This window comes from Microvirga thermotolerans, assembly GCF_009363855.1.
Lineage (GTDB): Bacteria > Pseudomonadota > Alphaproteobacteria > Rhizobiales > Beijerinckiaceae > Microvirga > Microvirga thermotolerans.
Window position 1 is genome coordinate 276,751 of record NZ_CP045423.1, and the last position, 12,665, is coordinate 289,415.

Sequence of the window (12,665 nt, forward strand, 5' to 3'; positions counted from 1 at the left end):
AGACTAACCTTTTCGCCGTCGTGAGCGTTGTGCCCTCGTGTCGAGAGGGAGAACGCATGCCCACGCCACCGGTCGAGGAAAAGCTCAAGCGCAGCGCCCGACATGCGAAGGAGGCCGCCGTCCAGACCCAGGAAGCGGCCGAGAACACGCAGGCGGCCGCCGTGCAGACCCAGGCGGCCGCGAAGACGACGGCCACGGCCAGCGTCCAGATGAAGGACAGCGCCGACCGGCGCACGGAGCTGGCGGCGGACCGGACGGTCTTCGCCGCCGAGCGCACCTATGCGGCCTGGGTCCGGACCGGCCTCGCGGCGCTCGCCTCCGGCATCGGGGCGAAGAAGCTCCTCGAGGGTGTCGTGCCTGCGTGGATGGTGCTCGGCACCGGGTCCCTGCTGGTGCTCTTCAGCGCCTTCTGCTTCGCGGCCGCGGTGTGGCGGCAGGTCTTCGTGGGGGCGCCGCCGCCGAGGCCCGACGTGCACCGCATCCCACCCTTCCTTCTCGTGGTCCTGAACGGCTTCCTGGTGCTCGTGGCCCTCGCGGCCCTGGCGAGCCTGTGGTTCGGGCGCGCGGGCGGGTGACCCGGATTCAGTCCAGCAGCCCTTCCTGCCGCGCGAGGTCGCGCAGGTCCGCCTGGGGCCGCGCCCCGAGATGGCCGATGATCTCGGCGGCGGCGAGGCCGCCGAGGCGGGCGCAGTCCACCAGGTCGAGGTTCTGGGCGAGGCCGGCGAGGAAGCCGGCCGCGAAGAGGTCGCCCGCGCCGGTGGTGTCCACCACCTTCTCGACGGGGAAGGCCGGCACGGCCCGGGTCTCGCCGCGGCTCACCACCAGGGCCCCCTCCGCCGAGCGGGTGACGACGCCGAGCACCTTCTCCTCCCGCAGGGCCGCGAGGGCGCTGTCGGGGTCGGAGGTGCCGTAGAGGCTCTGGAGCTCGTGGATGTTGGCGAAGAGGATGTCGAGGCTGCCGTCGCGCATGAGGCCGAGGAACTCGTCCCGGTAGCGGTCGACGCAGAAGGCGTCGGAGAGGGTGAGCGCCACCCGGTTGCCGGCGCCGTGGGCGAGGTTCACCGCCTTGCGGAAGGCCTCCTTCGCCGCCGGCGGATCCCACAGATAGCCTTCGAGATAGACATAGGCCGAGGCCTCCACGGTCTCGGCCTTCACGTCGTCGGGGGTGAGGTTCTGGCAGGCGCCGAGATAGGTGTTCATGGTGCGCTCGCCGTCCGGCGTCACCAGGATGAAGCTGCGGGCGGTGGCGGGGCCGTCCTCGGCGGGGGCGACGTCGTAGTGCACGCCCGCGGCCTTGAGATCGCGGGCGAAGTGGCGGCCCGTCTCGTCGTTCTTCACCTTGCCGATGAACCCCGCCCGCACTCCGAGGGAGGCGGCTCCGGCGGCGGTGTTGGCGGCGGAGCCGCCGGACACCACGATGGCGGGGCCCATGTCCCCGTAGAGCTCCTCCGCCCGCGCCTCGTCGATGAGCTGCATGGCGCCCTTGTGGACCTTCTTCGCGGCGAGGAAGGCCTCGTCCGTATGGGCGAGGACGTCGACGATGGCGTTGCCGAGCGTGAGCACGTCGATGCGGGAATGGGACATGGGAACCGTAGCGCCTGTTGGAGACGGGGCGCTTTCGCATCCGGCGGGACGGCGGTCAAGCCTCGGCCCGGGAATCCGGGACCTGCTGGAGGACCGGAGGCGCGGACCGCACACCCTCGGGCGCCGCTTCCGCAAAGGCGGGCCGCCGGCTCCGCTCCTGCGCCTGGTCCAGGATGGCGAGCATCTCGTCCACCTCCGCCTCGGTGAGCTGGCCGATCTCCCGCGCCAGACGGTTGGCGAGCAGGGTCGCCCGGGCGTGGGTGCCGGAGGTGTCGATCTTCACCCGCGGGTCGGACAGGTCGGCGAGGCGGGCGAGCTCGTCCGCCTCGTCCCAGATGATGTTGAAATACTGGAGCACGCCCTGGATCAGGGTCCAGGTGGGCTTGCCGCGCTCGCCGCGCTCCAGGGCGGAGAGATAGGCGCTCGACACGCCCAGATGGGCGGCCATGTCCTTCAGCATCAAGCCGCGCTGGCGGCGAAGCTGCCGCACCCGTTCGCCGAAAGGGGTCATCCGTTCATCCCGCGCCGCGCCTGCGGCGTAGCCGGACATAGAGTGCACCGGATCCGCCGTGTTGGGGAGAGGCCTCCTCGAAGCCGACCACAAGAGATCTGAGGTCCGGGAGCCGCAGCCAGTGGGGCACCGACCGGCGCAGGACGCCCCGCTCCTCGAAGAGCCCGCAGGTCCCGGCGCCGCCCTTGCCGGTGATGACGAGGACGAGGGTATGGCCCGCACCCTGGGACCGGTGGAGGAAGCGGATGAGGGCCGCGTGGGCCTCGGCCTGGCGCATACCGTGGAGGTCGATGATCGCGTCCACCGCCTTGGCGCCGCGCCGCAGGGCCCTGAGGGTCCGGCGCTCCACGGGGGCCAGGGGAGGCAAGGGAGGCGGGGGCGGCTGGGCGGCCCGGCCGGCGGGGGAGGGCGCGGGCGGGAGGGGCGGGGCAGGGGGCTCTGAAGCGGGGGCCGGCACCGGGGCCGGCTCCTCCTCCGGGGCGGGCAGGATGCGCCCCTTCATGGGCGCCACGCCCCGGACCACGTGCGCCCAGAGGCGGCGTTCCTCGTCGCTCAGATGGCGGTTGCGGCGTCGGCCGGTCATGGAGACGGGACGGGCTGGAACACCACGAAGCGGACCGGATGCCGCAGGAGGCCGGCCCGGGTTCCCGCCTCCTCGCCGCTCCCGACGAAGAAATCGCCGCGCGCCGGCCCGACGATGGCGGAGCCCGTGTCCTGGGCGATCATGAGGCGCTGCAGGGGCTCCGTCCGGTCGAGGGCCACGGGCATGCGGCCGTCGAGCCAGACCGGCAGCCCGTAGGACCAGAGGGAACGGTCGACCGCGAGGCTGCGACCGGGGGTCAGCGGCACGCCCGCGCCGCCGACGGGCCCGTCCTCGGGGGACAGCTCGTCCGCCTCGCGGAAGAAGATGTAGGAGCGGTTCTCCCGCATGAGGGAGCGGGCCTTCTCCGGGTTCTCCCGCAGCCAGCCGAGGAGCTTCTCGAGGGTCATGGTCTCGAGGTCCATCTCCCCCCGCTGGACCAGCAGGCGGCCGATGGAGGTGTAGGGATGGCCGTTCCGCCCCGCATAGGCGACCCTGAGGACGGAGCCGTCCGGGAGCCGGATGCGGGCCGAGCCCTGGACGTGGATGATGAAGGCCTCGCCCGGCTCGCGCAGGAAGACCACCGGCCTCGCCCGGTCGCCCAGGGCGCCGTCCTCGATGGCGGCCCGGTCCGGATAGGGCTCGTAGCCCCTGCCCGTGCGCCGGGCGGCCTGGAAGCCAGGATCGAGCCCGGGCAGGGTCTCGCCCTGCGCGACGGTGACGAGATCGTCGGGACGGGCGAGGAGAGGGACGCGGTAGGTCCCGTCCGGAACCCGGGAGCCGGAGAACTCGGGCTCGTAGTAGCCGGTGAGGAACCCCTCGCCCGAGAGCGGAACGACGGCGGCGGGCCGGAAATGGGTCTCGAAGAAGCGCCGGGCCTCGGCGCCGGAGAGGGGCCCCGCCGCGAGGGCCCTGCGGCAGACGGCGACGAGGGGAGCCTCCGGCTCCCGGGCAGGGCGCAGGGGCGCCTTCTCCTCCGCGAGGGCCTTGCAGGTGCGGAGAAAGGCGGCGAAGGCGGCGGCGTGGTCGTCCCCGTCCCAGCCCGCGAGATCCGCGAAGGCGACCGGCTCCAGCCGCGCCTTGCCGGCCAGCGACGGGGCGGCCTCCGCGGCGGTCACGGTCAGAATCCCGAGGGCGAGGCCGAGGGCGAAGCGACCGCCATGCCTCATTGTCCCGCTTCGGTGGCGATGAGCTGCCAGTTGGGGTCGCGGCTGCCGAGGGTGCGCGCGAAGGTCCACACGTCGGTCACGTCGACCACCGTGTCGGGGCTCCCGTCGACGACCGCGCCGGAGGCGTCGCGGGTGGCGGTGATGAGCTTGGACAGGAAGCGGACCACGATCTGCGCCGTCCGGCCCTGGACCTCGGCCCCGGCCATCTCGGCCTTGTCGATGGAGACGAAGGTGGTCTCCACCTTCTCGCCGCGGCGCTCGCGCTCGGCGATGGCGCGCTCGAAGCCTTCGTAGACCTCCTTCGACAGAAGGTCCTTGAGGGTCCGGCGGTCGCCCTGGGCGAAGGCGGTCACGATCATCTCGTAGGCCATCTTGGCGCCTTCGAGGAAGGAGGCCGCGTCGAAGTTCGGCTCGGCCCGGGCGATCTCGTCGAGGCTGTGGGCCATGGGCGTGCCGGCCTCGGCATAGCCCTTCCAGCGCTCGGCGGGCGGGGCCGCCGGCTCCGGGCGGGCGCCGTTGGCGCCGGGGAGGCGGACCACGTTGTCCTGGTCGGTCTTGGCAGCGCCGGTGCGCAGCGGCGGGCCGTCGCGGCGGGCGAGGGGGTCGAAGGGCGGCTGCTCGTTGCCGGTCTTCTGGCCGAGTACCGACCGCAGGCGCCAGGCCACGAAAATGGCGAGTACGATGAATATGAGGGTCGTGATGTCGAAGGAATCCTGCATCGTCGATCCGTTAACGGCCGGCCCGGCCCGGCTGGAACGCCGGGCGGTTCACCCGCCAGGCGAGGGGGGTATCCCCCGCATATGGGGGTTTCCGGTCGTAACATCCACCTTCCCAGGGGACAAGCGACGTGAAACAGCTCAAACTTGTTCGCAGGGGTGAAGCATGGTAGCGCGGAGTTCCACGGCCCGCCGGCGGTCCGGCGCTTCAGGCAAGCGCGTCCGGCGGGCGCAACGCACACGAACCGTCGACTCTTGTCTCGGGAGCAACACCACATGGCCGACAACCCGGCAAACAACGGAGCGCAGGGCGGCATGCCCTCCCTCAACGCGCTCGCCCAGTACTGCAAGGACTTCTCGTTCGAGAACCCGAACGCCCCCCGCTCCCTCCAGCCGCAGTCGGAAGGCCCGCAGATCAACCTGCAGGTGAACGTCAACGCCAAGCAGCTGGCGGATGCGGACTTCGAGGTCGACCTGACCCTCGAGGGCGATGCGAAGGTCGGCGGCAAGGAGGTGCTGTTCGCCTTCGAGCTCACCTATTCCGGCGTGTTCCGGGTGCAGAACATCCCGCAGGACCAGCTCCATCCGGTCATCATGATCGAGTGCCCGCGCCTGCTCTTCCCCTTCGCCCGGCAGATGGTGGCCGAGGCGGTGCGCAACGGCGGCTTCCCGCCCCTCTACATCGACCCGATCGATTTCGTGGCGCTCTACCGGCAGCGGGCCGCCGAGGTCCAGGCCGCGCAGGCCGCCGGCCAAACCCTCTCCTGATCCGCCAGGGTTCCCTTGCGGCGCCCGCCGGGCGGGCGCCGCCTCACTCGGCCGCCGGCTCGCCGAGATAGTCCCGCCACAGGGGCGTTCCGCCCAGGGTCTCGACGAAGGCCGCATGGGCGGCCCTTTCCGCATCGGTCAGACGCAAGATCGCGGCCCTCGGCCGCGCCTCCCGGGGCGCCGCCGCGCCCGCGACGGCGAGGCGTCCCAGACGGCTCGCGGGCTGAATCTCCAGATCGAACCCGACCTGCTTGCCCCCGATCAGCTCGATATAGACCTCGGCCAGGATCTCCGCGTCGAGGAGCGCCCCGTGCTTGGTGCGGCGGGAATTGTCGATGCCGTAGCGGGAGCAGAGCGCATCGAGGTTGTTGGCGGCGCCGGGATGCTTGCGCCGCGCCAGGGCGAGGGTATCGACCACCTCGGCGAGGACGAAGGGCGGATGGCCGGTCCGCGCGAGCTCGGCATTGAGGAAGGCCACGTCGAAGGCCGCGTTGTGGATCACCAAGCGGCCGTCGCCCACGAATTCCAGGAACTCCTCCACGACGGCGGCGAAGACCGGCTTGTCGGCCAGGAACGCGTCGCTGAGCCCGTGCACCGCGAAGGCGCCCTCCGACATGGGACGCTCCGGATTGAGGTAGCGGTGGAAGCTGCGCCCGGTCGGGATGTGGTTGTAGAGCTCGACGCAGCCGATCTCCACGATCCGGTCGCCCTGGGCGGGATCCGTGCCCGTGGTTTCGGTATCGAGAACGATTTCACGCATGATGCCCGATGCTCCGCTTCGACGCGCCCCGCCCCGGCCGTCCGGCGAGGCAGGCGAGGATAGCCCGGACCTGGGCCTCCGCCGAAGCGAAGCCGCGGCCCGTATCAACAAGGAAATGCGCCCGGGCCCGCTTTTCGGAATCCGGCATCTGCCGGGCGAGGATCGCGGCGAGCTTCTCCTCCGTCATGCCGGGGCGGGCGAGCACCCGCTCGCGCTGGGTCTCGACGGAGGCCGTGACCACCGCCACCGCGTCGCAGCGCGCCTCCCCGCCGGTCTCGAACAGGAGCGGGACGTCGAGGACCGCGACCGGCGTGAGGGGCGGAAGGCTCCTCAGGAACGCCTCCTCCTCCTCCCGCACCAGCGGGTGGACGATGGCTTCGAGGAGCCCGATCCGGTCCGGGCGGCCGAGGACGGCGGCGGCGAGGCGGGCCCGGTCCACGGCCCCGTCCGTCACCGTGCCGGGGAAGGCCTCCCCGATCGCGGGCGCGGCGCGGCCGCGGTAGAGGGCGTGCACGGTCGCGTCCGCGTCGTGCACCGGCACGCCGAGACGGCGGAAGATGGCGGCGGTGGCCGATTTGCCCATGCCGATGGAGCCGGTGAGGCCGAGAACGAAGGTCATGTCCTCTCCCCCAGATCGGCGGCGACGAGGGCCCGCAGCTCGGGCGTGACCTGGGGCATGATCCCGAACCAGCGCCGGAATCCCGGCGCCGCCTGGTGGAGCAGCATGCCGAGCCCGTCGACGGTGCGCAGGCCCCGGGCCTCGGCGGCCGCGAGGAGGGGGGTCCTCAGGGGCACGTAGACGATGTCGGCCACGGCGGCGCCGGGCCTCGCCCCCGCAAGGTCGATGTCGAGGGGAGGCTGCCCCGTCATGCCGAGGGAGGTGGTGTTGACCACGAGCCCCGCCGCCTCGACCGCTTCGCCGAGGCGCTCCCAGGGCAGGGCTTCGAGGGCGGCGCCGGGGCCCGCGAGGTCGCGCATCAGGTCCTGGGCCTTCGAGAACGTGCGGTTCGCCACGAGGATGCGGCCGATCGGGCGCTCCTGCAGTCCCGCCGCGACGGCCCGCGCCGCGCCGCCCGCGCCGATGACGAGGGCGGTGTCCACCGCCCGTTCCCAGCCCTGCCCCAGGGTCTCGTCGAGATGGGCCATGAAGCCGAGCACGTCCGTGTTGTCGCCCCAGACGAGCCCGTCCTCGACCCATAAGGTATTGACGGCTTTCAGCTTTTCGGCACGCTCCGTCCGCCGGTCGACGGCGCGGTAGGCGGCCTCCTTGTGCGGAATCGTGACGTTTCCGCCCGCATAGCCGCGTTCCGCGAAGGTGCGGACGAATTCGGGGAAGTCGGCGGGGGCCACGTCCAGCCGCTCGTAGGAGCCTTCGAGGCCGTGGCTGAGCAGCCAGTGCCCGTGGATCAGGGGCGAGCGCGAATGCGCGATGGGATGTCCGACGACGAAGGCCCTGGTCATGGTGCGCGTCCTTCAGAACGACAGGTAGCCCCCTCGTCGGAGCACGGCGAGGAGGGGGATGAGCGGCAGGCCGAGAATGGTGAAATGGTCGCCCTCGACCTTTTCGAAGAGGTGGATTCCGAGGCCTTCGAGCCGGTAGGCGCCGACGCTCAGGAACGCCTCCGGGCCGGCGAGGTCGAGATAGCGGTCGAGGGCCGGGCCGTCGAGGGGGCGCATGGTCAGGCAGGCGCTGTCGACGAAGCTCTCGGTCACCGCCCCGTCGCGGGCGAGGGCGACGGCGGAATGGAGGGCGTGGGTGCGGCCGGAAAGCCGGCTCAGGTGCTCCTTCGCCGCCTCCCGGCCGGACGGCTTGTGGAGCACGGTCCCCTCGCAGTCGAGGACCTGGTCGGCGCCGAGCACCAGCCGGCCCGGATGGCGGCGGCTGACGGCGAGGGCCTTCTCCGCCGCGAGACGCCGGGCGAGCTGCGGGGGCGCGAGCGCCTCGGCCCGCGCGGCGGCCTCGACGGCCCGCTCGTCCACGCCGGGGCTCTGCGTCTCCACCGGCAGGCCCGCCCCGACGAGGATCGTCAGGCGGGTGCGGCTGGTGGAGGCGAGGAGGAGCGGCTGATCCGCGATCCAGGGGGATGCCATGGCCTATTCCGCGATGAAGCGCAGGCGGTGGTCCCGGTACAGGTCGATGATCGCCGCCGCCGTCTCCTCGATGGAGCGGCGGGTCACGTCGATCACCGGCCAGCCGTGGCGGGCGAAGAGGCGGCGGGAGGCGGCGATCTCCTCGGCCACCGCCTCCCGGTCCACGTAGGCGGTGTCGTCGTCCGCGTTGAGGCTCAGCAGCCGGTTCTGGCGGATCTGCACGATGCGCTCGGGCGAGGCGACGAGCCCGACGACGAGGGGCTTGCGCGTGGTCTCGAGGACCGGCGGCGGCGGCACGCCGGGCACGAGGGGCACGTTGGCGGTCTTGAGGCCGCGGTTGGCGAGGTAGATCGCCGTCGGCGTCTTGGAGGTGCGGCTCACGCCGAGCAGGATCACGTCCGCCTCCTCCAGGTCGTGGGGCAGGTGCCCGTCGTCGTGGAGAAGGGTGAAGTTCATGGCGTCGATGCGCTTGAAGTACTCCGCGTTCAGCATGTGCTGCGCGCCGGGCCGGGCCGTGGAATGGGCGCCGAGATAGGAGGAGAGGAGGGAGTGGACCGGCGCCAGGACCGAGAGGTGCGGCGAGCCGGTGGCGCGGCAGACCTCCTCGAGCCGGCCGGCGAGCTCCTGGTCCACGAGGGTGTAGAGGACGATGCCCGGCGCGGCCTCGATCTCCGAGAGGACGCGCTCCAGCTGGGTGGTGGAGCGCACGAGGGGATAGACGTGCTCGATCGCCGCGATGCCCTCGTACTGGGCCACCGCGGCGCGGGCGACGGTGATCAGGGTCTCGCCGGTGGAGTCGGAGACGAGGTGGAGATGGAAGTAGCTGCGTCCCACAGGGCCCTCCGGACAGGGAGTCGATGAATGTGGATAGTTCGCCCGGGCGAAGAGGTCCAGCGCGGGAGGCTGTGGGTACGGCCCGGCGCCGTCAACAGCCCTCGCCCGTGTGCGATTCCGGAACCGGCCGCGTGGGAGAATCCGGCACGAATCGGGGCGCCGTTCCCGGCCCCGCCCGCGCCCGGCCGCGTTAGGGATTTGTTAAGCTTTAAGAATCCGGAAAGGATTGTGGCGGGGCCGCCCGACACGTAAACGGACCGTTAACGTCCCGGAGCGTGTGGACGATCTGTGGACGCCCTTGCGGCTTTGCGATTCACGGCCCAAGAGAAACAACAGATTCTCGATTCTAAGAATTTTCATATTTGAAGAGAGGCTTCGTGAGCGAGCGTCCCACCAAAGCGATCCTGCGCGTCCTCGACGGCGAACCGGTCTGGCCCCTGCCGATCTGGATCATGCGCCAGGCGGGACGCTACCTGCCGGAATACCGGGAGACCCGGAAGCAGGCGGGTTCCTTCCTCGACCTCTGCTACACCCCGCGGCTCGCCGAGGAGGTGACGCTCCAGCCGATCCGCCGCTTCGGCTTCGACGCCGCCATCCTGTTCTCGGACATCCTCGTCATTCCCCATGCGCTCGGCCAGGAGGTGCGCTTCGTCGAGAACGAGGGCCCGAAGCTCGACCCCGTGACCTCGGCCGCCGATCTCTCCCGGCTTTCCGCGGAGCTGCCCCTCGGGCGGCTGGATCCGGTCTTCGAGACCCTCGACCGCCTGAGCTCTTCGCTGCCGAAGGAGACGACCCTGCTCGGCTTCTGCGGGGCCCCGTTCACGGTGGCGAGCTACATGATCGCCGGCAAGGGCACTCCCGACCAGGCGCCCGCCCGGCTGACGGCCTATCGCGACCCGGACTTCATGGACCGGCTCGTCGACATCCTGGTGCGGGCCTCCACCGCCTATCTCGTCCGGCAGATCGATGCGGGGGCCGAGGCGGTGCAGATCTTCGAGAGCTTCGGCGCGGCCCTTCCGCCCGCCCTGTTCGACCGGCTTTCCCTCGACCCGATCCGCCGCATCGTCACGGGGCTGAAGGAGGCGCGGCCGCAGGCGCGGACCATCGTGTTCGTGCGGGGCGGAGGCACCCATCTCCATCGCTTCGCGGCGGCGGGGGTGGGCGACGCGCTTGCCCTCGACTGGACCCTCGACCCGGCGCAGGTGCTGCCGCAGCTGCCCGGCCAGGTGGCGACCCAGGGCAACCTCGATCCGCTCGCCCTCATCGCCGGAGGGGAGCCCCTGCGCCAGGGCGTCGAGCACATCCTCTCGGCGGTGCGCAACCGCCCGCACATCTTCAACCTCGGGCACGGCATCCTGCCCGAAACCCCCATCGAGCACGTGAGCGAGCTCGTCGCCCGCGTGCGCGGCACCGGCGCCTGAACGGAGAGGGAGCGGCCATGGCGTATCTGTGGATCAAGGCGCTGCACCTGATCGCCGTCATCAGCTGGATGGCGGGAATGCTCTACCTGCCCCGGCTCTTCGTCTATCACTGCGACGCGCCGAAGGGCTCCATCCAGTCCGAGACCTTCAAGATCATGGAGCGCCGCCTCCTCAAGGCGATCATCAACCCGGCCATGATCGCGACCTGGGTCCTCGGCCTCGTCCTCGTCTGGCAGGGGGGCTGGTGGACCTCCGGCTGGTTCCACGCCAAGTTCCTGCTCGTGCTGGTCCTCTCCGGCGTGCACGGCTTTCTGTCGAAGACCGTGAAGGTCTTCGCCGCCGACGCCAACACGCGCCCGGCCAGGTTCTACCGGATGATCAACGAGGTCCCCACCGTTCTCATGATCGCCATCGTCATCCTGGTGATCGTGAAGCCGTTCTAGAACATCGGACGAGAAATCGAACTCACGTCCGATGCCCCAGGCTTATGATTTCACGCATCTTTTCGCGCAAAACCGGTTTCCACTTTTGCGCTCGATGCTTTAGAGGCGCGGCAGCCGCTTCCGTCCCGGTGCCGTCGTTCGGTTCCGCACCGTTCGTGGCCATGGCTTCCGGGTTCTCGCTCCGGAAGGAGGCGGGCAGGGCCGCCCCGCCTCCCGCCCGACCGATCCCGGGCGGTTCGGGAGAGGCGCCGTCCCGCTCCTCGAAATAGTCGTCCAAACAGCCCTTGAGGAAATCCGCCGGGGCGATTATAAGGAAGCTCTCTTCCCCTCAAAGACAGGTTGCGCCGCACCGGGCTCCAAGGCTCTTCGAAGTCACGCTCCGTGAACTGGGTGGCCCTGTCGAACGTTCCCCTTCATCTCCCGCGCGATCAGGCGTCCTGGCCGCGAATCCTACCCCGAGAGTGTTCCCCGATGAGGGAAATCAAGCTTCAAGACCTGAAATCCAAGTCCCCGACCGAGCTCATCGCCTTCGCGGAGGAGCTCGAGGTCGAGAACGCGAGCACCATGCGCAAGCAGGAGCTCATGTTCGCCATCCTCAAGCAGCTCGCGGCCCGCGACGTGGAGATCATCGGCGCCGGCGTCGTCGAGGTTCTCCAGGACGGCTTCGGCTTCCTTCGCTCCGCCGATTCCAACTACCTGCCGGGACCTGACGACATCTACGTCTCGCCCTCGCAGATCCGCCGCTTCGGCCTGCGCACCGGCGACACGGTGGACGGCCCGATCCGCGGCCCGAAGGAGGGCGAGCGCTACTTCGCCCTGCTGAAGGTCAACACCATCAATTTCGAGGATCCCGAGAAGATCCGGCACAAGGTCCACTTCGACAACCTGACGCCGCTCTTCCCCTCCGAGCGCTTCAAGCTCGAGATCGACGACCCGACGAAGAAGGACTATTCCTCCCGCGTCATCGACATCGTCTCGCCCATCGGCAAGGGCCAGCGCGCGCTCATCGTCGCCCCGCCGCGCACGGGCAAGACCGTGCTGATGCAGAACGTGGCGCAGTCGATCACCACCAACCATCCCGAGTGCTACCTCATCGTGCTGCTCATCGACGAGCGCCCGGAGGAGGTGACCGACATGCAGCGCTCGGTGAAGGGCGAGGTGGTCGCCTCCACCTTCGACGAGCCGGCCTCCCGCCACGTCCAGGTCGCCGAGATGGTGATCGAGAAGGCCAAGCGCCTCGTGGAGCACGGGCGCGACGTGGTGATCCTGCTCGATTCGATCACCCGCCTCGGCCGCGCCTACAACACGGTGGTGCCGTCCTCCGGCAAGGTGCTGACCGGCGGCGTCGACGCCAACGCCCTCCAGCGCCCGAAGCGCTTCTTCGGCGCGGCGCGCAACATCGAGGAAGGCGGCTCGCTCACCATCATCGCGACCGCGCTGATCGACACCGGCTCGCGCATGGACGAGGTGATCTTCGAGGAGTTCAAGGGCACCGGCAACTCGGAGATCATCCTCGACCGCAAGGTGGCCGACAAGCGCACCTTCCCGGCCATCGACATCACCCGTTCCGGCACCCGCAAGGAGGAACTCCTGGTTCCCCCGGACACCCTCAAGAAGATGTACGTGCTCCGGCGCATCCTCAACCCGATGGGCACGGTGGACGCCATCGAGTTCCTGCTCGACAAGCTGCGCCAGACCAAGTCGAACCAGGAATTCTTCGATTCGATGAACACCTGACCGCCTCACCCGAGGCTCCGCCGTCGACGCCCCATCCCCGGAAGCGGGGGT

15 protein-coding genes are annotated in these 12,665 nt (G+C 70.4%); 5 read left to right on the forward strand and 10 right to left on the reverse strand.

Annotation, left to right across the window (positions count from 1 at the left end):
• Positions 1-56: 56 nt before the first annotated feature.
• Positions 57-575, forward strand: coding sequence for a YidH family protein (locus GDR74_RS01280; RefSeq protein WP_152584604.1), 519 nt, complete (start codon positions 57-59; stop codon positions 573-575).
• 7 nt (positions 576-582) lie between these two features.
• Here GDR74_RS01280 and GDR74_RS01285 read toward each other — a convergent pair whose 3' ends face one another.
• Genes GDR74_RS01285 through GDR74_RS01305 form a run of 5 tightly spaced genes read right to left on the reverse strand, consistent with a single transcriptional unit; the run spans position 583 to position 4,563 of the window.
• On the reverse strand, positions 583-1,584 hold the full coding sequence (locus GDR74_RS01285; protein WP_152584605.1) for an adenosine kinase: 1,002 nt from the start codon (positions 1,582-1,584) through the stop codon (positions 583-585).
• Between the two features lie 55 nt (positions 1,585-1,639).
• Positions 1,640-2,095: a helix-turn-helix domain-containing protein gene (locus GDR74_RS01290; protein WP_152584606.1), complete on the reverse strand. Its 456-nt coding sequence runs from the start codon at positions 2,093-2,095 to the stop codon at positions 1,640-1,642.
• A 4-nt stretch (positions 2,096-2,099) separates the two neighbouring features.
• Entirely contained in the window at positions 2,100-2,678 is a 579-nt protein-coding gene (locus GDR74_RS01295; protein ID WP_152584607.1) for a Smr/MutS family protein, read from the reverse strand.
• The gene (gene mltA / locus GDR74_RS01300) at positions 2,675-3,844 is read right to left on the reverse strand and encodes a murein transglycosylase A (RefSeq protein WP_152584608.1); all 1,170 of its coding nucleotides are present in this window, start codon (positions 3,842-3,844) and stop codon (positions 2,675-2,677) included. The genes GDR74_RS01295 and mltA overlap by 4 nt, the downstream gene beginning before the upstream one ends.
• A complete protein-coding gene (locus tag GDR74_RS01305; protein WP_152584609.1) occupies positions 3,841-4,563 on the reverse strand; it encodes a Tim44/TimA family putative adaptor protein in 723 nt (240 codons plus the stop codon). Before GDR74_RS01305 ends, mltA begins: the two co-directional genes overlap by 4 nt.
• A 273-nt stretch (positions 4,564-4,836) precedes the next feature.
• On the opposite strand from GDR74_RS01305, the gene secB reads away from it, so the two are divergent.
• The gene (gene secB, locus GDR74_RS01310; RefSeq protein ID WP_152584610.1) at positions 4,837-5,328 is read left to right on the forward strand and encodes a protein-export chaperone SecB; all 492 of its coding nucleotides are present in this window, start codon (positions 4,837-4,839) and stop codon (positions 5,326-5,328) included.
• Between the two features lie 43 nt (positions 5,329-5,371).
• On the opposite strand, the gene dnaQ is transcribed toward secB, so the two are convergent.
• The 5 genes from dnaQ to GDR74_RS01335 are packed head-to-tail and all read right to left on the reverse strand — an operon-like array spanning position 5,372 to position 9,013.
• Complete coding sequence (dnaQ, locus tag GDR74_RS01315; protein ID WP_152587615.1) at positions 5,372-6,091, reverse strand: DNA polymerase III subunit epsilon; 720 nt, start codon at positions 6,089-6,091, stop codon at positions 5,372-5,374.
• A complete protein-coding gene (gene coaE, locus GDR74_RS01320; protein ID WP_152584611.1) occupies positions 6,081-6,707 on the reverse strand; it encodes a dephospho-CoA kinase in 627 nt (208 codons plus the stop codon). The genes dnaQ and coaE overlap by 11 nt, the downstream gene beginning before the upstream one ends.
• Positions 6,704-7,549: a shikimate dehydrogenase gene (locus GDR74_RS01325; RefSeq protein ID WP_152584612.1), complete on the reverse strand. Its 846-nt coding sequence runs from the start codon at positions 7,547-7,549 to the stop codon at positions 6,704-6,706. Before GDR74_RS01325 ends, coaE begins: the two co-directional genes overlap by 4 nt.
• A 12-nt stretch (positions 7,550-7,561) precedes the next feature.
• The gene (locus GDR74_RS01330; RefSeq protein ID WP_152584613.1) at positions 7,562-8,179 is read right to left on the reverse strand and encodes a Maf family protein; all 618 of its coding nucleotides are present in this window, start codon (positions 8,177-8,179) and stop codon (positions 7,562-7,564) included.
• A gap of 3 nt (positions 8,180-8,182) precedes the next feature.
• On the reverse strand, positions 8,183-9,013 hold the full coding sequence (locus tag GDR74_RS01335) for a pyruvate, water dikinase regulatory protein (protein ID WP_152584614.1): 831 nt from the start codon (positions 9,011-9,013) through the stop codon (positions 8,183-8,185).
• Between the two features lie 377 nt (positions 9,014-9,390).
• On the opposite strand from GDR74_RS01335, the gene hemE reads away from it, so the two are divergent.
• From hemE to rho, 3 genes are all read left to right on the forward strand, one after another.
• A complete protein-coding gene (gene hemE / locus GDR74_RS01340; RefSeq protein WP_152584615.1) occupies positions 9,391-10,434 on the forward strand; it encodes a uroporphyrinogen decarboxylase in 1,044 nt (347 codons plus the stop codon).
• Between the two features lie 17 nt (positions 10,435-10,451).
• On the forward strand, positions 10,452-10,877 hold the full coding sequence (gene hemJ / locus GDR74_RS01345; RefSeq protein ID WP_152584616.1) for a protoporphyrinogen oxidase HemJ: 426 nt from the start codon (positions 10,452-10,454) through the stop codon (positions 10,875-10,877).
• Between the two features lie 471 nt (positions 10,878-11,348).
• Positions 11,349-12,614 carry a transcription termination factor Rho gene (gene rho / locus GDR74_RS01350; protein ID WP_152584617.1) on the forward strand — a complete coding sequence of 422 codons (1,266 nt, stop codon included), beginning with the start codon at positions 11,349-11,351 and terminating at the stop codon, positions 12,612-12,614.
• Positions 12,615-12,665: the final 51 nt, after the last annotated feature.

Coding starts and splice junctions, on each gene's coding strand:
- mltA (WP_152584608.1), bottom strand. CDS start 3,844: ATGAGGCATGGCGGTCGCTTCGCCCTCGGCCTCGCCCTCGGGATTCTG.
- hemJ (WP_152584616.1), top strand. CDS start 10,452: ATGGCGTATCTGTGGATCAAGGCGCTGCACCTGATCGCCGTCATCAGC.
- GDR74_RS01280 (WP_152584604.1), top strand. CDS start 57: ATGCCCACGCCACCGGTCGAGGAAAAGCTCAAGCGCAGCGCCCGACAT.
- GDR74_RS01295 (WP_152584607.1), bottom strand. CDS start 2,678: ATGACCGGCCGACGCCGCAACCGCCATCTGAGCGACGAGGAACGCCGC.
- coaE (WP_152584611.1), bottom strand. CDS start 6,707: ATGACCTTCGTTCTCGGCCTCACCGGCTCCATCGGCATGGGCAAATCG.
- rho (WP_152584617.1), top strand. CDS start 11,349: ATGAGGGAAATCAAGCTTCAAGACCTGAAATCCAAGTCCCCGACCGAG.
- GDR74_RS01305 (WP_152584609.1), bottom strand. CDS start 4,563: ATGCAGGATTCCTTCGACATCACGACCCTCATATTCATCGTACTCGCC.
- GDR74_RS01285 (WP_152584605.1), bottom strand. CDS start 1,584: ATGTCCCATTCCCGCATCGACGTGCTCACGCTCGGCAACGCCATCGTC.
- secB (WP_152584610.1), top strand. CDS start 4,837: ATGGCCGACAACCCGGCAAACAACGGAGCGCAGGGCGGCATGCCCTCC.
- GDR74_RS01325 (WP_152584612.1), bottom strand. CDS start 7,549: ATGACCAGGGCCTTCGTCGTCGGACATCCCATCGCGCATTCGCGCTCG.
- GDR74_RS01330 (WP_152584613.1), bottom strand. CDS start 8,179: ATGGCATCCCCCTGGATCGCGGATCAGCCGCTCCTCCTCGCCTCCACC.
- GDR74_RS01290 (WP_152584606.1), bottom strand. CDS start 2,095: ATGACCCCTTTCGGCGAACGGGTGCGGCAGCTTCGCCGCCAGCGCGGC.